This window comes from Bradyrhizobium diazoefficiens (genome assembly GCF_016616885.1).
Lineage (GTDB): Bacteria > Pseudomonadota > Alphaproteobacteria > Rhizobiales > Xanthobacteraceae > Bradyrhizobium > Bradyrhizobium diazoefficiens_F.
This window is the reverse complement of the sequence record NZ_CP067102.1, coordinates 2,735,013-2,753,623: the sequence shown is the minus strand read 5'-3', so window position 1 is coordinate 2,753,623 and position 18,611 is coordinate 2,735,013. Positions and strand designations below refer to the sequence as shown.

Below are 18,611 nucleotides of genomic sequence, written 5' to 3'. Positions count from 1 at the left end.
TGCGCTAGGATGGCAACGCGTTCGAGCCAGCGAGATCCGGATGAACCGGCGTGAATTCGTGTCAAGGTTGACGGCGGCAACCGCGTTTGCGGGCGTGACGTTGACGGCGGCGGCAGCCGAAGGCAGGCGGGTCGCGCTCGTCATCGGCAACGGTGCCTACAGGAACGTGCCGGCGCTGCTCAATCCGCCGAACGACGCGAGCGAGATCGCCGCGGCGCTGAAGCGGCTTGGCTTCACCGTCTCCCTGGCGACGAACGCCGGCTTCGACGACATGCGGCACGGGCTGATCGCATTGGGGCGCGACGCCGCCGGCGCCGACATGGCGGCTGTGTATTTCGCCGGCCATGGCATGGAGATCAATGGCGAGAACTGGTTGATCCCGATCGACGCAGAGCTGAAGCGGGACACGGACGCGGCGAATGAAGCCATCAACCTGCAAAGCGTGATGTTGCAGGTGTCCAACACCACGAGCCTTGGTCTCGTCATCCTCGACGCCTGCCGCAACAATCCGTTTGCCGCCAGGATGAAACGATCGATCGCCACACGTGCGGCCACCATGAGCGGGCTCGGCCGCATCGAGCCCGTCGGCAACGTTCTGGTCGCCTATGCCGCACGCGACGGCACTACGGCACGCGACGGCACTACGGCACTCGACGGCGATGCGCGCAACAGCCCGTTTGCAGCGGCGCTGCTGCGCAACATCGAAACGCCCGGCGTCGAGGTCACGTTCATGTTCCGCAATGTCCGCGACGACGTGATGGAGGCGACCCGCAACGAGCAGCAGCCGTTCGTCTACGGTTCGCTGTCGCGCAAGGCGATCTACCTTGCCGGCCTGCCACCGGCAGGTCGCGAGCAAGCAGCAACGCCCAGCCCGGTTCCGGCCGTCACCTCCCCTGCTCCACCGCACGCGACGACGTCGCCAACGATCGATCCCGCACTGGTCGGCACCTGGGAGATCATGGTGCCGAGCGGCCGCGGGCAGTCGCGCTGGATCTGGCAGATCATGGGCGACGGCACCTACAGATTCCACGCCGAGCCGCAGCGCTCGGCGCGTCCGCACGAAGGCACGATCACGGCCGCGAACGGCCACTGGACCCTGCGCGCAACCAGGGGCCTTTCAGGCTACAGCGATGGCGGCGCCTACGAGATCCACGATGCGATGGCGATGATCTCCGGCAAGCTGGGCACCGGCGCCTGGAAGCGCAGCGCCGAGTAGATGCGCATGCGAGCGATAGCGCCGCCAAGGGCCGCGTTCGCGGCCGCGTCATAGCTGCCCACCCTGATCTCTGGAACCCGGATTTCCCCGATGCCTCGACGCGTGCGCTTGACGCACCGCGCCGGGGCAGGTTTAATGGATTTCGACAACATTTGTTCGCATTCCGAACATTCTGCCATCGGGCAAAAGCGGGCTCTCAACACCGCGTCCCGCGCCACCAGAGGAAACGTCACCGATGCAAGCCCTCCTCAACGGCGAAAGCACGCTCGTCATCGCGATGATCGTCGCCTATATCGCCTTCACCTCCTGGCTCACGTTCAAGCTGCGCAGCCGAACCAGCGATCAGTTCATGACCGCGGCGCGCGCGATGCCGGCCGTCGTCGTCGGCGTGCTGATGATGTCCGAATTCGTCGGCGCCAAATCGACTGTCGGCACGGCGCAGGAAGCGTTCCAGTCCGGCATGGCTGCGGGGTGGGCCGTGCTCGGCGCCTCGATCGGCTTCCTGCTGTTCGGCCTCTTGATGGTGAAGAAGCTCTACAATTCCGGCGAATACACCATTTCGGCCGCGATCGCGCAGAAGTACGGCAAGTCGACCATGCTCACCGTGTCGGTGATCATGATCTACGCGCTGCTGCTGGTGAATGTCGGCAATTACGTCAGCGGCGCGGCTGCGATTGCCACCGCGCTGCATGTCAGCCTGCCCGTCGCGATGTGCATCATCGCGGTGGTTTCGACCTTCTACTACGTGTTCGGCGGGCTCAAGGGCGTCGCCTGGGTGACGATATTGCACAGCGCCTTCAAGGTCGTCGGCGTCATCATCATCTTCGCAGTCGCGATGTCGCTGACCGGCGGCATCGCTCCGATGCAGGCGAAATTGCCGGCCTATTACTTCTCCTGGGATGGCAAGATCGGCTTCACGACCATCTTCGCCTGGACCTTCGGCACGGTCGGCGCGATCTTCTCGACGCAATTCATCGTCCAGGCGATCTCCTCGACGCCGAGCGCCGACGCCGCCCGCAAGGCGACCTACTATGCCGCCGCATTCTGCCTGCCGCTCGGCTTCCTGCTGGCGCTGATCGGGGTTGCCGCAAAATATCTCTACCCCGACATGAACAGTCTCTACGCACTGCCGGTGTTTCTGGAGAAGATGCCGCCGCTGGCCTCCGCCTTCGTGACGACCTCGCTGGTCGCCTCGATCTTCGTCAGCGTCTGCACCGTCGCACTCGCGATCGCTTCGCTGGTGGTGCGCGACTTCTACGTGCCCTATTGGAAGCCGACGCCGGAACGCGAACTGAAGATGACGCGCGTGTTCTCGATCGTGATCGCGATCGTGCCGCTGGTCTTCGTGTTCTTCATTCCGGAGATCCTGAAGCTGTCGTTCTTCACGCGCGCGCTGCGGCTGTCGGTGACGATGGTGGCTATGATGGGCTTCTATCTGCCGCTGTTCGCCAGCAACCGCGGCGCCACCGCCGGCCTGATCGGCGCCGCCGTCTCGACCACGGTCTGGTACCTGCTCGGCAATCCCTTCGGCATCGACAACATGTACATCGCCGCCGCGACGCCGCTGGTGGTGATGGCGATCGAGCGACTGGTGATGGGCCACGCACCTGCTGCGTCGCAGGCCGCGGAATCAAATGCTTTCGTTGAGAGGACTTCGACATGACGACCGAACTCGAGATCACGGCCGACGGTACCGTTCGGCCGGCGGCTGGCGATCCCGACCGGTTCGACGCCTTCATTCCCTCGCCTTGCGTGCAGAACCACGCCGCCAACCTGATGCCGCTCGCCAATGGCGATCTCGCCTGCGTCTGGTTCGGCGGCACGCAGGAGGGCATGTCCGATATCTCAGTGTATTTCTCGCGTCTTCCCCGCGGCGCGACGCAATGGTCGGCGGCCGAAAAGCTGTCGGACGATTCCGGCCGTTCCGAGCAGAATCCGGTGCTATTCCCGGCCCCGGACGGCACGCTGTGGCTGATGTGGACGGCGCAACTGGCGGGAAACCAGGACACCGCGCTGATCCGCCGCCGCCTCTCGCGCGACCATGGCAAGAGCTGGGGTCCGATCGAGACGCTGTTTCCCGAGCATCGCGGCCGCGGCACCTTTATCCGCCAGCCGATCGTCGTGCTCGACAATGGCGACTGGCTGCTGCCCGTGTTCTATTGCCACAGCACGCCCGGCAGGAAGTGGAACGGTGACGAGGACACCAGCGCGGTGAAGATCTCGTCCGATGCAGGCGTAACCTGGCGCGACATCGACGTCCCCGGCAGCCGCGGCTGCGTCCATATGTGCATCGAGCGGCTCGACGACGGCTCGCTGATTGCAATGTATCGCAGCCGCTGGGCCGACAACATCTATCAGAGCCGCTCGACCGATCACGGCCGCAGCTGGTCGGCGCCGGTTGCGACCGCGCTGCCCAACAACAACTCCTCGATCCAGCTCGCGCGGCTCGGCAACGGTCATCTCGCGCTGGTCTTCAACGATTCCAGCGCCAGGGATGCAACGGGCCGGCGCCTCTCGCTCTATGACGAAATCGAGGACGGCATTCCGCCCGTGCTCGCCGGCGATGGCGGCAAGTCGGACGGACGCACCGCGTTCTGGGGCGCGCCGCGGGCGCCGATGACGCTGGCGATCTCGACCGATGGCGGACGCTCGTGGGCCAACCGCAACGTCGAGACCGGTGACGGCTATTGCATGACCAACAATTCGCGCGACCAGACCAATCGCGAGCTGTCCTATCCATCCGTCAAGCAGACCGCCGACGGCGCGATCCACACAGCCTTCACCTTCCATCGCCGCGCGATCAAGTATGTGCGCGTGACCGAGCTGTGGGTGACGCGAGGCTGAGAACATGGACAAGCAGCCGCACGCGCTCGTCACGGGCGCCAGTTCCGGGATTGGCGCGGCGATCGTCGAGCACCTGTTGCGCGACGGCTGGCGCGTTACCGGGATCAGCCGCCGCCCTGGGACGTTCGCCCATCCGGCGTTCGAGCATTTGTCGCTTGATCTGAATGACGTCGACAGTATTGCGGGCGCCGTCGCTGACATCGCACCAACCGCGCTGGTTCATGCCGCAGGCCTGCTGAAGGTCGGTTCGCTCGGATCGCTCGACCATGACGACGGCGCTGCGATGTGGCGGCTGCATGTCGATGTCGCCGAACGTCTTGCCGACGCGCTGGCGCCGCGCCTGCCGCAGGGCGGGCGCATCATCTTCATCGGCAGCCGCACCGCATCGGGCGCCGCCGGTCGCGGACAATATGCCGCGACCAAAGCGGCGCTGGTCGCGCTGGCGCGATCCTGGGCGAGCGAACTCGCGCCGCGCGGCATTACGGTCAACGTGATTGCGCCCGCTGCGACCGAGACGCCGATGCTGAAGGACCCGACGCGCGCCAATGTCGCGCCAAAGCTGCCGCCGATCGGCCGCTTCATTCAACCAACGGAAGTCGCAGCCGCCGTGGCGTTCCTGCTCTCGGCGGACGCCGCCGCGATTACCGGGCAGCAGCTTGTCATCTGCGGCGGCAGCTCGCTCTGAGTGCGCCCGCGATTCAGCTCACGATATGTCGCGCGGGAGCTTCCAGTCCGGCCGCGGCTCGCATACTTCATCCAGCCGCTCGACGTGATATCCGGAGGGCAGGAGCCGGCCTCCCTCCTCGTCCGCAACCGGAACATCGGTCACCAGTCCCTCGATCAAGGCTGCCTCCCAGACCTCCTTCTCGGTCGGAAACGGATCACCGATCTGCTTGTTGCCTTCGAACAGCGCATACATCCGTCCACTCCCTGCCGGGATGAGGTGGAGGCGGAGCCTCCACCATTCCGACAGCAACGTATCCTCGGCACAGACGTTCCTGTTCGAAAGCACGGCGTCGCGTCGCCGCACCAACAACCAACAAAAGTACGCAAGCATGGCGCGCGTTCTGATTGGCACCTCCGGCTGGCACTATGCCTCCTGGCGCGGCCCGTTCTTTCCCGAGGGCTTGTCGCTGAAGGAACAGCTTCGCTACTACGCCGGGCAGTTCGAGACCACGGAGCTCAACGGCGTATTCTACCGCACGCCGACACCGGAAGCGGTGGAAACGTGGCGAGAGCAGACCGGCCGCGACTTCGTCTTCGCCTGGAAGGCGTCCAAATTCATCACGCATTGGAAGCGTCTGTCCGATCGCTCTGTCAACAGCTTGGAACTCCTGGAGGACCGCATTTCGCTGCTGCGCGGCAAAGTGGGGCCCATCCTGTTTCAGCTGCCCCCGCAATTCGAGGCTGACGCCGATCGACTTGCCGCGTTCTTCAAGCTGCTGTCCAGGAAGCGCCGCTACAGTTTCGAATTTCGTCATCCGAGTTGGTATCAGTCCCGCATTCTCCGAATGCTATCCGACCAGAACATTTCGCTCTGCCTGTCCGACCATCACGATGCACCGGCGCCGTGGAAACGCACCGCCGACTTCGTTTATGTCCGCGGACATGGTCCGAGCGGGCGCTATCACGGCCATTATTCGCGGCCGGCGCTCACGCAATGGGCACGGCATATCAAATCCTGGAAGCGGCAGGGCTGCGACGTCTACGTCTATTTCGACAACGACCAGAAGAGTGCCGCACCGACCGATGCCCGGACGCTGAAGGAACTGCTGTAACGGGCGAGCTACGGCCCGCCGGCGAGCGATCCTGCGATCACCATGACGAGCTCGGCCAGGTCGATCTTGCCGTTCACGATCAGCTCGTCGGCACCCTCGACCTTGAGCGATTGCGGCCGGTTGGCCGCCTGTCGCTTGAGCTCGCCGATAATGGCTTCCTTGAGTTTCTCTTCCAGCATTTGCCCGCTCCTCAGGCCGCCATGGCGCGGCATGATTCGGCGCACGATCTGCACATGGCGACGCATTCGTCCATGCCGCCGACCCGCGCGCAATCCTGCGCGCATTCGGTGCAGATCTCTGCGCATTCGCCACAGACGTGCCGGTGATGTGGCGTGTTGATCAGCATGAAGTGCGCGGCTGTGCGGCAGATCTCCGCACAGGCCATCATCACGCGAAAATGTTTCGGCTCGACGTGCTTGCCGCCGGTCTCGAGGCAGTGATTCATCGCCGTGCCGAGACATGTCTGGTAGCAGCTCATGCAAAGCTCGATGCAGCGGGTCATGTCTTCGGATCGGGCCATCTGGTTCCTCCAGTCAGCGATCCCCCGCTCCATCCAATCAAAGCAAGGCGACGCGCTTCGTTCCCCTGTCACTTCGGGTTCGGATCCTCGAGGCCGGCCCCGGGCTCACGCAAACGCCCGCTCCGCGCGAGCCGTACTGCGTTGCCAAGCGCGCGCGCCGCATTCAATACCTCCTGCTGAAACGCGCGATCTTGATCCAGCTCATGATGCGAGGTGGCGTATTGCTCCATGTAGCCGACATAGCCGTCGAGCTCGCCAAAGCGGCCAACGGAAATGAGATGCATGTCGGTCAGCCAGTCGGACAGCGTTCTGCGCACGCCCTCGACGCCGACACTGTCGCCGTGAACGACGAGGCCGAAATGGCGTCCGGCGAGGTGGCGCGGGTAGGACCAGCCTTTCAACTCGATCGCCTTGGCCTCATCGGCTTTCTTGCCGTGGGTCGACGTCGGATCGGGATTGCCGCCGTCAGCGCAGACCAACCGGTCCATCATCGCCTTGAGCCCGCCCGGCACGTGATACCAGTTCACCGGCGTCATGATCAGGATGCCATGCGCGGCGACCCAGAGCGGATAGATCTCGTTCATCCAGTCATCGGTCTGGCCCAGCGAGTAGTTGGGATAGCAGCTGCACGGCCAGTGGCAGAGCGGCATCGCGGTGGAGACGCAGGATTTGCACGGATGGATGTTCTTGCCGAACTCAGAGGTGAGGCGCGAGAGATCGAGGATATCGACGGCAAATCCCATCTCGACAAGGATGGGCTCGGCCAGCTTGACCATGCGCCAGGTCTTGGACATCTCGCCGGGACAGGTGTGCTCGCTGCGGGCAGAACCGTTGATGATGAGGATGCGCGGGATCGCGCTAGCATCGTCATGCCGCCGCTGCGCTTCAAGAACGGCCGCGCGCGCAGCGAGCCAATCGGCGGCGAGTTCATAATCGGGATCGGCAAAGCCCGGACCCGCCTTGCGCGTCAGCGGCGCTTTGCGCGAATGGCTATAGGCGTCCCAGGCAGCGCCGACGAGGGCATCGAGTTCCGGCCCCAGCCGCGCAAAGGCCGGATCGACGAACCGGCTCCTGTAACGGCTCTCGAATGCTTCACGCGATAGCTTGACGGGCGGCATCCCCTTGCGAATGTCCGGTTCCGTCATCTGGTCCCTCGGCGAATTGGTCCAATCTGACCAACTCGAGGTGCTGCGTGGGGTTCCTATGCGCGGCGCGTGTCCGGCATCGCTGTCACGCCTCGTCCAGAAGATCGAACAACTCTTCGACCATGTCGAACGGGGAATCGCGCATCTGGCTGTGGTAGACGACGCGATCGCCATCGCGTTGCAGCGATTTCCCTTTTGACTTCCGCAACCGTCCCGGCAGGAATGTCGCGGCCACCGCACTTTGCCCGACGTCGAGGCGAACGATGCCTCTGCGCTTGCAATCCATCCTCAGTCGCGCCGCCGAAAAGAAGTCGCGGGCGGCCGGCGGCAAGGGTCCGAAGCGGCGCGACGTCTCCTCTTCGAGATCGTCGAGCTCGTCCTCGCTGGCGCAGCGCGCGGCACGGGCATAGAGCTCGAGCCGCACGGGAGCGGATTGCACGTAGCTTTCGGGAAGCATGTCCGCGACCGGCAGGTTGAGGTCGGGCACCCACACCACAGACATGCCGTCGTCGACCTTCTCCGAGGCCATCTTGAGCAGATGACTATAGAGCACCGGGCCGAAGACCTGGACGTGGCCGGATTGCTGCTCCGAGAACAAATCGCCCGCGCCACGGAGATCGAGGTCGCGCTCGCTGATGGCAAAGCCGGCGCCCGGCCGGCTGAACTCCTCCAGCACGGCGAGCCGTTTCTCGGACTGCCCCGAGGCCGATTCGGTCAATAGAGATGCGAAGGCCCGGATGCCGCCACGGCCGACGCGCCCGCGCAGCTGGTGCAGCTGAGCAAGACCGAAATTTTCGGGCCAGCACACCACGATGGTGTTGGCGCGCGGGATGTCGAGACCGCTCTCGACGATGTTGGTGGCAAGCAGCACGTCGGCCCTGCCTTCGACAAAGGTCATCATCCGCTCGTCGATCTCTTCGGCCGGCAATTTGCCATGCAGGCACACGATCTTGAGATCAGGTGCCACCGCCTGCACGCGCGCCAGCATGGGCTCCAGGTCCTGGATGCGCGGGCAGATCAGAAAGCTTTGCCCGTGCCGCCGCTGCTCCCGCAGCAGGGCCGAGGCGATGGCGGCATCGGAGAGCGGCGCGATCTTGGTTGCAACCGGAAGGCGGTGAACCGGGGGCGACGCAATGACACTCAGATCCCTGAAGCCGGCAAGGCCCGCGGCGAGCGTGCGCGGGATCGGCGTGGCGCTCATCCAGAGCGTATGTGCATTCTTGGCCAGCCCCGAGAGCTTTGCCTTTTCGGCGGCGCCAAAATGCTGCTCCTCGTCGATGATGACGAGGCCGAGGTCGTCAAACTTGACGTCCTTGGACGTGAGCGCCTGCGTTCCAACCACGACCCTCACCCGGCCGCTGCGCAGGCCTTCCTTGGTCTCCCGAGTCTCGGCACCGGACGTAGCGCGCGACAGGCTGCCAACCTCGATATCGAGCGGCGCAAAACGCTTGCGGAACGTCGCGACATGCTGCCGGGCCAATACGGTCGTCGGCACCGCGATCGCCACCTGCTTTCCCGAGAGCACCACGGCGGCCGCCGCGCGCAGCGCCACCTCGGTCTTGCCGAACCCGACGTCGCCGCAGATCACGCGGTCCATGGGATGACCGGAAGCGAGATCGTCCAGCACGTCGTGAATCGCCTTGGCCTGGTCGATCGTCGTGAAATAGGGAAAGCGCGCCACGAATTTCTCGTAGACCGATCCCGGTGGCACCAGCTTGGCGGCCTTGCGCCGGCGGCGCTGACTGATGTGCTTGGCAAGCACCTTGCCGGCGAGCTGGATTTCCTGCTCGGCAGCGGTGCGGCGGGCCCACCATGTGCTGCCATCGGCCTTGTCGAGCGCGAGCTTGCCGCGCTCGGCCGAGTAGGGCCACATCTGCGCCAGATCGGGCGGCGGCACCAGAACCGCGTTGTCGCCGGCGAAGGACAGCCGGACCATCTCGCGCATTGCGCCGCCGCCCGTGTTCACCGTCTGCAGGCCATCGAGCACGGCAAGGCCACGCTGAAGATGAACGACCACCGTGCCCTGCTCCGGCACGTCGGCATGATCGAACGCCGCGATCCAGCTGCGCGCCATCGGCTGCGGATGATGCGCACGGCTGCCGAGCACGTCACTCGCCGTCAGGACGACGGTGGGCTTCTTGCCTGGAATGACGAAGCCGGCATCGAGATCGGCCAGCAGCGCCACGTCGCGATGGCGTGCGCTCTCGGCCTCGTCCCAATCCGCGACGCGCTCCGCTTTCACCCCGCTCATCCGCTCCATCGCACGCAGATCCTCCTCCTGCGCCGCGACGAGGATCAGGCGCGAACCGGCACGCCTGGTCTCCTCGACGAAGGCGCGCAAGGCTTTCCTGGTGGATGTCAGCTTGGAGAATTCCGGCGTCGACTGGAAAGGAGCGGTGCGCGGCAGCACCTTCATGCCGCGGGTCGCCTGCTTCCAGTCGGGGCGTCCCAGATATTCGCGCTCCCTGTCCGCGCGGCCCGTGGCCTCTTCGATTGTGCTCAGCCAGGCATCGGCATGCACCGACACGCCCGCATCGGCGATCCACTTGGCCTTGCCGCAATAGTCGAACAGCGTCGCGCGCTTGGCCCGCGCACCGGCGATGGCGAGCCGCTCCGACATCGGATCGACGAGAAGCTCCTTGGTCTCGAAGATGATGTCGTGCTCTTGCGGATCGAATGCCACGATCCGGCGGATGGCCCGCCCGGAATGCTCCACTCGGAACGGCCCCAACGCACCGGCCGGAAATATCTCGAAGGTCTGGCCGTGAAACAGGGCACCGCCCGGATAATCCGGCTCGTCGTCGAGATCATAGCCCAGCTCTTCGAGACGGACTCGAAGCTCGCTCTCGGAGAAATTTCCGCCGACCTTCAAGCCCGTGTTCAGGCGCAACAGGCTCGCCGGCGGCGGCAAGCGCTCCATCACGGCTTCCGCCGTCGAGATGAGAAAGATCGGCTGCTTCGATTTCGCCAGGCGCCGGAGCACCGAGGCGCGACGGCCGGCGATCTCGCGCGATGGTTCCAGCTGATCGAATGGCAGGGTGTTCAGCCGCGGGAAGACCAGCACCTCGCAGGACGGGTCGAGCGCGTGAATGACGCTGCCGAGCCGTTCTGCCCGGTTCTCGCTCTCGGCGAGGAACACGAGACCGCCGCGCCCGGACTCCTTCCACTGCGCCAACAGATGCAGCGCCATCATGCCAAGCGGCGACGACGACGCGATCGTAGCGCGCTGCGCGCCCTTGCTCGTCTTCGAAGAAGACTTGCTCGGCGAGCGCCTGCTTGTCGAGCTATTCGCCGGCGAGCGCTTCTTTGGCGAACTCTTGACTGGCGAGTTCTTCTTTAGCGCACTCTTGGCCGCTGGCCACAGTTTCCTGGAATGACGCACGTGAATCCGTTTCTCGTCGTAGGCAATCGTCAATGGCACGCGCGCCGAATTCACGCCAATTCGGCCGCCCACGGTCACACATAGGGGATTTGCCGCGCAAACGCGCGTACCCCCGCCTCAGCGCCGTCGAACCAACGCGGCGAAGCGGAATTACCCTAAACGTTGCCGGGTGACAACCGGTCATAACGGGCACGATGAACGTGGCGCTCGGTTTTCCGGTTTCTGGGCGCGACACCAACGCAACGGTACGCGCTGACATCTAACCCGTTCCCGGCGCGCGCAGCCCTTCCCAGAATTCTGCCACAACCCAGGCGCGGCGTCGTTCGATTACTATTCTCGCCAGAACTCCGCCAACTCCTCGGCCGTCACCAAGTCCACCTGACCGTGAAATCGGGTGCGATACATCGTCATCAACGCGTCGTGGCCTACGTCGGACGAACTGCATAGCGCGTCTTCCACAATCACGACCTTGAAGCCGAGATCGACGGCGCTCAGGACCGTCGAGAGAACACAGACATCTGTCTCAGCACCAGTGATCACTACCGAACCGACTTTCTTTTCGATCAGCAGGCTCGCCAGATCGGAATTGCTGAACGCGGAATATGCCGGCTTGTCGACGACGCGGGCCGGAGGAACGAACTGCGCCAGCTCGGGCACCAGTTCGAGGGCGGATGGTAAAAGGTGGTTGCGGGTGGCCTGGCGCCATCGTCGAAAATAATGCTGCCACTGCCCGGGACGATCCTCGGGATCCTGCGGCGTGATGAAACGCGAAAACACGGTTCTGACCCGATAGCGCGAGACGATCGAGACGATCGTCGGCAACACCTTCTCCATCCACGGTGTTTCCCAGAGACCCCCGGGCGCAAAGATGTTCTGCATATCGACGCAAAGGTGTACGGCATCCCGAATTCGGTTCGCAGGCGATTTTGCGTCCATCATCGGCCGGCTCGATCAGAATCCGACGCTCTCGCGCCGTGTAAGTCACGGTCTTGTTGCCATCGAGATCGCGCACGAAGGCAAGCGGGACGGGAGGTGGCATCGGCCTCCCCTCCCGCAGTCCGTTGCAATGCGGATGACTCAGCAGTCCTTGTCGGTGGTGCTGCCGCTCGTTTTCGACTGTTCGGCTGCAGTCGGTTGGCCCTGCATCTGACGCTGGGCATCCTGCGACGAGGTCGCCGTGTTCTCGCTCGCCTTGTCCATGGCTGATGTCGGCGGATGTTCCTTGGCATTCGACGACGCGGTGCCTGTGGTCTGGCTCGTCGAGCTGGTCTTTGCCGGCCCTGACCCGGCGTCGCGGTTGGCGGTATTGCAGGGACCACCGAGAGCGATGGTGGAACTGAGGGTCAGGATGGCGCCTACCAGCATTGATTTCGTAAGCATGACTGTCTCCTCTCTGCCTTGCCGGTTGCAGCGGACATGCCGATGCTCGCTCTCCGGCCCGATAGAAACGGCAGACGCTTGCCGCCGTTCCAAAGCTTTCCGAGACATCGGAAATGGATTGCTCACCAAGGACATCAAATCGATGGAAGACCTGCGGCGTAGACTGCCACATCACGACTCCGCAGTTTGATTCCAATGCGGACGCGAACGAAGCCAGCCCTGATCATCTGCTAAATGATGCCGGTCTGCCGAAGCGCTGCAATAGCAGCATTGTCGTAGCCAAGTTCCGTCAGCACAGAATCAGTATGCTCGCCGAGCGTCGGCGGACGCGTCGCGATCTCGCCGGGCGTTTCCGACAGCCGGATGGCGGCACACGCAACCGGTGCCTGTTTCGGCAAGCCGGGATAGTCGACGTCCCGCAAAAAGCCGGCGGCGCGGATGTGCGGATGATCCAGCGCCTGCTGCGGGCTCAAAACGGGCCCGGTCGGAATCATCGCCTTGCCGAGGGTGTCGACCGCCTCCTGCGTGGTACGCTCGGCGCACCAGCGCGCCATCCGCTCGCTGATGATGGAGCCATTGTTGCCGCGGCTGATGTCATCGGCAAAGCGCGGATCGTTCAGCCACTGCTCCTCCTCGCCCATCAGCCTGGCCCAGCGCTTGAACAGCGGATGGCCGGTGACCTGGCACAGCACCCAGCCGTCCTTGGTGCGGTAGATATCGGCGGGCGCCGCGGTCTGGCCGAGATTGCCGGTCGGGACGCGATTGACGTTGATGACGGCCTGCTCGATCAGCGTGGCGTTGGTGAAAGACAGCGCGGTCGCCAGCAATGCGCCCTCGACGATCTGCCCGCGCCCGGATTTGCCACGCTCGATCAGCGCGGCGAGCGTCCCGAAGGCGCAGTGCAGAGCGGTGCCGAAATCGACCCAGTTCACCGCCGCGCGGTAAGGCGGATTGCCGGCGCCGGTCATGTAGACCGAGCCCGACATGACTTGGCCTACGCCATCAAAGCCGACGCGATCGGACCACGGCCCCGGACCGCCGAACGCGGTTGCGATGGTCAGGATAATGTCCGGCTTGATTGCCTTGAGTGAGTCGTAGTCGAGCTTCATCGCGCGGAGCGTCTGCGGCGGCAGATTGGCGACGACCACGTCTGCCGACGCCACCAGCCGGCGCATCACCTCCTGGCCTTCAGCGGTCATCGGATCGAGCGTGATGCACTTCTTGTTGCGGTTGACCTGGAGGAATAGCGCGCCCTCGCCGCCTTCGCCGACCGGCGCCACGAAGCGGTCCTCGCTGCCGTCGCGCTTTTCGACGCGAATGACCTCGGCGCCGAACTCGGCCAGCAATGTGGCGCAATACGGCCCCGCGATGTAGCGCCCGAAATCGAGGACGCGCACGCCTTCCAGGACTCCCCCCATCGACCTCTTCTTTCCCTCACTATTTCCGGTCAGATTACAGGGAATGGGTGCCACGGCAAGGTACAGCGCACACGATGCCCTGTCCTCAAGAAGCTGCCCTCAAGATGTGATCGGCCAACCGTTTCGGCTGGCCGAAATTCTGCTCTAGTATGGACCCGTCCGTCCCTCCAGCGAGAAGCGCACATCCATGCCGCAACAATTCGATCGATCCGCAGAAGATCTCGGCAACGCCATTCATTTCGAGCACGTCAACATCCAAGTTCCGGACCAGCGCCTCGCCACGCTGTTCTACGTCACTGGCCTTGGACTGACCCGCGATCCCTATCTGATGGTGTCCGACACCAACATGTGGATCAATGCCGGAAGGAGCCAGTTTCATCTGCCTGATGGCAAGGCGCAGGTGCTGCGCGGCCATACCGGGCTGGTCATCGAGGGCCGCGAGGCGCTGCTGGCGCGATTGGCCTCGGTCGCCGGGAAGCTCGCAGGCACTGCGTTCGCGTATGCCGAGCATAACGATTATGTCGAAGCGACCTGCCCATGGGGCAACCGCATCCGCGTCCATGAGCCGGACGCGGCGCGCTTCGGGCGCATCACGCTCGGCATCCCCTATGTCGAGTTCGATGTACCGGCCGGATCAGCGCAGGCGATCTGTGCCTTCTATCCGGAGATCATGGGCATGCCTGCCAGCCTGCAGAACGGCGATGGCAAGGTTGCCGCGGTGAAGACCGGCCGCGACCAGCACCTGCTGTTCCGCGAGACCGATCGGCCGCAGCCCGGCTATGACGGCCACCATGTGCAGATGTACATCACCGATTTCTCCGGCCCTTACCGCAAGCTGCTGGCGCGCGACCTGATCTCCCGCGAGGACAACCAGTATCAGTACCGGTTCTGCGACATCGTCGAGCTCGATAGCGGCAAGCCTCTGTTCACCGTCGAGCACGAGGTGCGCAGCGCGACGCATCCGATGTTCATGCGGCCGATGGTCAATCGCAATCCTGTGGTCAACAACCGCAACTACGCCTACGGCCACGACCAGGCGTCGTGGGCGATGGGGCCGGATCAATATGACTGACAGGCAACTTTCGCATTCGTCATGCCTGGTCGCCCGTTCTCACCGGCACCGCGTCAACGCCGCGCGATGATGCCCCCTGCTGTCCCTGCACAGGCGTCGATTTCGGCGCCGTGCGGGCGATGCCGGCCAGCGCCAGCTTGCGCCGGCGCCGTTCCTGCAATTGTTGATCCGCCAACACGCCGATCAGAATCACCGTTCCCATCACCGCGAAGTTCAGGGAATTGGGGATGCCCAGGATATTCACGAGGTTCTGCAACACCTGCAGCAGCGCGGTCCCCAGCACGATACCGAGGATAGAACCCTCGCCGCCGCGCAGGCTGCAGCCGCCCAGCACGGCAGCCGCGATCGCGTAGAGCTCATAGAAATTGCCGAAGGAGCTCGGAGACACCGAGTTCGTGTAGAACACGAACAAGACCGTCGCAACTCCGGCGAGCCCCCCACTGATGATATAGGCGGTTGCGATCACGAGATTCGTATTGATGCCGGAGAAGCGCGCCGCCTCCTCGTTCTTGCCGACGGCATAAAGCCAGCGTCCGTAGACCGAGCGGTGCAGCAGCACGCCGAGGACGAGCGCAAGGATGATCAGGAGGATGAAGGTGTTCGGGATGCCCGCCACATGGCCGGAGGCAATGTTGCTCAGGGTCCCGGCCTCGTCGCCGTAGCCGAAGCCGCGTGTCGAGTCGGTCGTATAGTAGCGGGCGGCGCCGCGATAGATCAGCAACCCGCACAGCGTCACGATGAAGGGCTGCATTTTCAGCCGGGTGATCAGGAGCCCCTGAATCGCCCCCAGCACAAGTCCACCCAGCAGCACAGCCAGCAGCGCCAAGGGCCAGGGAACCTGATACGTCGTCAGAAGATCGACGAAGACGACGCCGAGCAGCGCGAACATCGAGCCGAGCGAAAGGTCGATGCCGCCGGTGATGATCACGAGCCCCTCGCCAAGCGCAAATACGCCGAACAGGCCGATCAGATTGGCCATGTTCAGCAGGTTCACCACCGACAGGAAGGCCGGATTGATCATGCCCGTGATGACGGAAATCACCACGAGCAGCAGGCCGAGGCCGAGTTCTTTCTTGTTCATGGCGCAGCGGCTTCCACGGTTTCCAGCGCCTGGCCCATTGCGAGCCTTAGCACGTTGTATTCACTGAATTGCGGGCGTTCCAGCACGCCGCTGATGCTGCCTTCATGCATCACCGCGACCCGGTCGGAGACGCCGATAACCTCCTCCATGTCCGAGGAGATCATCACGATCGCGACGCCCTGGTCGGCAAGCTCGCGCATCAGCGCGTAGATCTCGCTCTTGGCACCGACATCGATGCCACGGGTCGGCTCGTCGAAGAACATCACGCGCGGCTGCATGGAAAGCCACTTGCCCAGCACGACTTTCTGCTGGTTGCCGCCGGAGAGCGTCACGGCCTCCATGTCGATGCTCGGCACCTTGATGGACAGCCGCCTGACCTGCTCCTTGGCAACGTTGCGCTCGGATGCGCCGCTGACCAGCCACATCCGGGCATAGTTCAGCAGGTTCGCCAGCGTCACGTTCTCGCGGATCGGCAGCTCCAGCACGAGCCCGGCTTTCTTGCGGTCCTCCGGCACCAGATAGATGCCTTGCCTGATCGCGTCCCGGGGCGATGCGATTTCGACCGGCGCGTTGTCGATCCTGATCTCGCCACCCAGCAGCGGGTCGACGCCGAAGGCCGCGCGGGCAAGCGAGGTGCGACCAGCGCCCACCAGCCCCGCCAGTCCGAGGATCTCGCCATGCCGCACGGAAAGATCGATCTGCCGGTCGGGGAAGGCTGACGTCACGAGGCCGACGATGTCGCAGCCGCCCGGCTGCGGCGGCCGTTTCGGCGGTGTATGCAGCGCTTTCAGGTCGCGGCCGATCATCAGCCGGATCATTGCGGCATGGCTGAGCTTGTCCCGCGCCAGCTCTCCCACCGTGCGCCCGTCGCGCAGCACCACGACGCGGTCGGCGCAGGTCATGATCTCACCGAGCCGGTGGGAGATATAGATCACTGCGATGCCGTGTGCCTTCAGATCGGCAATCACCTCCAGCAGCCGCTCGGTCTCCGAAATTGTCAGGCTCGAGGTCGGCTCGTCCATGATGATCACGCGGGCGTCGATCGAGAGCGCCTTGGCGATCTCCACCATCTGACGTTCGGCGATCGACAAATTGTCGACCAGCGTGTCAGGGGTGAAATCGGCGCCCAGCCGCTCCAGCAGCGGCGTCACGCGGGCGTGCATCTCCACGCTGTCCACCAGCTTCAGCGGGCCGCCGAAGAGCTTCTCGCGTCCGATGAAGACGTTCGCGGCGACGTCGAGATTCTCGAACAGGTTCAGTTCCTGATGCACGAAGGCGATGCCGGTCTGCGTCGCCTCGGTGACCGTCAATTGGGCATGGTCAGTGCCGTTGATGCGGATCACGCCCGCGCTTGGCGCGATCACGCCGCCCAGCACGCGCATCAACGTCGACTTGCCGGCGCCGTTCTCGCCGATCAGGCCCAACACCTCGCCGTGGTGCACGCGCAGGCTGACATCGTTGAGGGCCATGACGCCGGGATAGGACTTGCTGATCCCGGCGAGCTCGAACAGGATTTCCGCCATTCACTTCCTCCCAACCGACGCCCGACGGCCATGCCCGCCGGGCGTCGAAAGGTACTGAGGGTCACTTCTTCAGCAGATCCTTCATATGAGCGGTGAACTCCGCGACGTTGGTCTTGCTGATCACCTGGGTCGGCACGATCAGCTTGCTGTCGGCCGGAATCCAGGACTTGTCACCGTTCAGCGTCTTGATGATGTTGGTGGCGGAGAGATAGCCGAATTCGAACGGCTGCTGCACCACCGTCGACTCGATCGTGCCGTCGGAAATTCCCCGCAGCGTACGCTGATCCTCGTCGAAGCCGACAATCTTCACCTTGCCGGCCTTGCCCGCCGCCTTGACCGCATCATAGATCAGCGGTGTCTCGTAGCTCCAAAGACCGGACAGCAGCGCAATGTCGGGATATTTGACGAGCACGTTCTCCATGTTCGCCTTGGCCTTGGCGGAGTCCACCTGGTCGGTGAACACGTCGACCAGCTCGATCTTGGTGCCGGCGATCGCTTCCTTGATGCCCTGCACCCGCTCGCGGGCGTTGTCCGCGTCCATCGTGCCGACGAACAGCGCGATCTTGCCGCCGTTCGGCAACGCCTTCTTGAACTCCTCGCCTGCTTGCCGCCCGGCCGCGACGTTGTCGGTGCCGATATAGGCGAGACGCTTGCTCTGAGGCGCGTCGCTATCCGTCGTGATCAACACGGTCTGGGACGCGACCTTGTTGAGCTCTTCGGTTGCGTGCGGCGCATCGTCGACCGAGATGGAGATGCCGGCGACGCCGCGCACCAGCAGGTCGTCCAGCTCGCGCCGCTGGCCCGCCGCGGTCGCATCGTTGGTGACGATCAACTGGATATCGTATTCCGGGTGCTCCTTCTGGGCCTTCTCGAGGCCGCGGCCAGCGATAACCCAGAAATCAGCCGCAGCATTGGTCACCAGCGCGATGGTCTTTTTCTGCTGGGCCTGCGCCGCACCCGTGGCCATCGCGAACGCAGCGGCGGTCGCGAGCAACGGCACTAGCAATGTCTTCATTGATCCGTTCATGTGTACCTCCCTTTGGTCCCCCAGATGCGGGGGCTTCACAGCGCTTTTGCGCCTTATTTTATTCACGCAGCGAAGAAATGTTGCAGAGCAGAACATCAAGATCAAGATGTGCTGGCCGCTTCTTCAAGCGGAAATAGTACATGAGGCATGGTAGTAGTAAATATGGCTTGCCACGACGTGCTCCGTGCTGTGCTTTTCCAACCACACCGCCGCAATTCGCGCTTA

At 63.9% G+C, this 18,611-nt stretch carries 18 protein-coding genes; 7 read left to right on the top strand and 11 right to left on the bottom strand.

Features of this window, described 5'->3' with window-relative positions:
• The first annotated feature begins 40 nt into the window (after positions 1-40).
• From JJC00_RS12490 to JJC00_RS12475, 4 genes are all read left to right on the top strand, one after another.
• A complete protein-coding gene (locus JJC00_RS12490) occupies positions 41-1,216 on the top strand; it encodes a caspase family protein (RefSeq protein WP_200472842.1) in 1,176 nt (391 codons plus the stop codon).
• A 235-nt stretch (positions 1,217-1,451) separates the two neighbouring features.
• Entirely contained in the window at positions 1,452-2,879 is a 1,428-nt protein-coding gene (locus tag JJC00_RS12485; protein WP_200472841.1) for a sodium:solute symporter family protein, read from the top strand.
• On the top strand, positions 2,876-4,060 hold the full coding sequence (locus JJC00_RS12480; protein WP_200472840.1) for a sialidase family protein: 1,185 nt from the start codon (positions 2,876-2,878) through the stop codon (positions 4,058-4,060). The genes JJC00_RS12485 and JJC00_RS12480 overlap by 4 nt, the downstream gene beginning before the upstream one ends.
• A 4-nt stretch (positions 4,061-4,064) precedes the next feature.
• Positions 4,065-4,745 (top strand): SDR family NAD(P)-dependent oxidoreductase, encoded by a 681-nt coding sequence (locus JJC00_RS12475; RefSeq protein WP_200472839.1) that lies wholly within the window; start codon positions 4,065-4,067, stop codon positions 4,743-4,745.
• Between the two features lie 18 nt (positions 4,746-4,763).
• Here JJC00_RS12475 and JJC00_RS12470 read toward each other — a convergent pair whose 3' ends face one another.
• Complete coding sequence (locus tag JJC00_RS12470; protein ID WP_200472838.1) at positions 4,764-4,979, bottom strand: hypothetical protein; 216 nt, start codon at positions 4,977-4,979, stop codon at positions 4,764-4,766.
• A 136-nt stretch (positions 4,980-5,115) separates the two neighbouring features.
• Between JJC00_RS12470 and JJC00_RS12465 the strand changes: the two genes are divergently transcribed.
• Positions 5,116-5,838, top strand: coding sequence for a DUF72 domain-containing protein (locus tag JJC00_RS12465; protein WP_200472837.1), 723 nt, complete (start codon positions 5,116-5,118; stop codon positions 5,836-5,838).
• 8 nt (positions 5,839-5,846) lie between these two features.
• Here the strand turns inward: JJC00_RS12465 and JJC00_RS12460 are convergent, their stop codons facing one another.
• From JJC00_RS12460 to JJC00_RS12445, 4 genes are all read right to left on the bottom strand, one after another.
• Positions 5,847-6,017: a hypothetical protein gene (locus JJC00_RS12460; protein WP_198029361.1), complete on the bottom strand. Its 171-nt coding sequence runs from the start codon at positions 6,015-6,017 to the stop codon at positions 5,847-5,849.
• An 11-nt stretch (positions 6,018-6,028) separates the two neighbouring features.
• A complete protein-coding gene (locus JJC00_RS12455; RefSeq protein WP_200472836.1) occupies positions 6,029-6,358 on the bottom strand; it encodes a four-helix bundle copper-binding protein in 330 nt (109 codons plus the stop codon).
• Between the two features lie 68 nt (positions 6,359-6,426).
• Positions 6,427-7,503 (bottom strand): flavodoxin family protein, encoded by a 1,077-nt coding sequence (locus JJC00_RS12450; RefSeq protein ID WP_200472835.1) that lies wholly within the window; start codon positions 7,501-7,503, stop codon positions 6,427-6,429.
• 85 nt (positions 7,504-7,588) lie between these two features.
• A complete protein-coding gene (locus tag JJC00_RS12445; RefSeq protein ID WP_200472834.1) occupies positions 7,589-10,696 on the bottom strand; it encodes a DEAD/DEAH box helicase in 3,108 nt (1,035 codons plus the stop codon).
• On the opposite strand from JJC00_RS12445, the gene JJC00_RS12440 reads away from it, so the two are divergent.
• A complete protein-coding gene (locus JJC00_RS12440) occupies positions 10,695-10,880 on the top strand; it encodes a hypothetical protein (protein ID WP_200472833.1) in 186 nt (61 codons plus the stop codon). The genes JJC00_RS12445 and JJC00_RS12440 overlap by 2 nt on opposite strands.
• 335 nt (positions 10,881-11,215) lie before the next feature.
• On the opposite strand, the gene JJC00_RS12435 is transcribed toward JJC00_RS12440, so the two are convergent.
• From JJC00_RS12435 to JJC00_RS12425, 3 genes are all read right to left on the bottom strand, one after another.
• Complete coding sequence (locus JJC00_RS12435) at positions 11,216-11,824, bottom strand: cysteine hydrolase family protein (protein ID WP_200472832.1); 609 nt, start codon at positions 11,822-11,824, stop codon at positions 11,216-11,218.
• Between the two features lie 138 nt (positions 11,825-11,962).
• On the bottom strand, positions 11,963-12,265 hold the full coding sequence (locus JJC00_RS12430; RefSeq protein WP_200472831.1) for a hypothetical protein: 303 nt from the start codon (positions 12,263-12,265) through the stop codon (positions 11,963-11,965).
• A 230-nt stretch (positions 12,266-12,495) separates the two neighbouring features.
• Entirely contained in the window at positions 12,496-13,683 is a 1,188-nt protein-coding gene (locus JJC00_RS12425; protein ID WP_200472830.1) for a CaiB/BaiF CoA transferase family protein, read from the bottom strand.
• A gap of 187 nt (positions 13,684-13,870) precedes the next feature.
• Between JJC00_RS12425 and JJC00_RS12420 the strand changes: the two genes are divergently transcribed.
• Positions 13,871-14,755 (top strand): VOC family protein, encoded by an 885-nt coding sequence (locus tag JJC00_RS12420; RefSeq protein ID WP_200472829.1) that lies wholly within the window; start codon positions 13,871-13,873, stop codon positions 14,753-14,755.
• A gap of 19 nt (positions 14,756-14,774) precedes the next feature.
• Here JJC00_RS12420 and JJC00_RS12415 read toward each other — a convergent pair whose 3' ends face one another.
• From JJC00_RS12415 to JJC00_RS12405, 3 genes are all read right to left on the bottom strand, one after another.
• Complete coding sequence (locus JJC00_RS12415; RefSeq protein WP_200472828.1) at positions 14,775-15,836, bottom strand: ABC transporter permease; 1,062 nt, start codon at positions 15,834-15,836, stop codon at positions 14,775-14,777.
• The gene (locus JJC00_RS12410; protein ID WP_200472827.1) at positions 15,833-17,359 is read right to left on the bottom strand and encodes a sugar ABC transporter ATP-binding protein; all 1,527 of its coding nucleotides are present in this window, start codon (positions 17,357-17,359) and stop codon (positions 15,833-15,835) included. The genes JJC00_RS12415 and JJC00_RS12410 overlap by 4 nt, the downstream gene beginning before the upstream one ends.
• Positions 17,360-17,420: 61 nt before the next feature.
• Complete coding sequence (locus tag JJC00_RS12405; protein WP_200472826.1) at positions 17,421-18,386, bottom strand: sugar-binding protein; 966 nt, start codon at positions 18,384-18,386, stop codon at positions 17,421-17,423.
• Between the last annotated feature and the right edge of the window lie 225 nt (positions 18,387-18,611).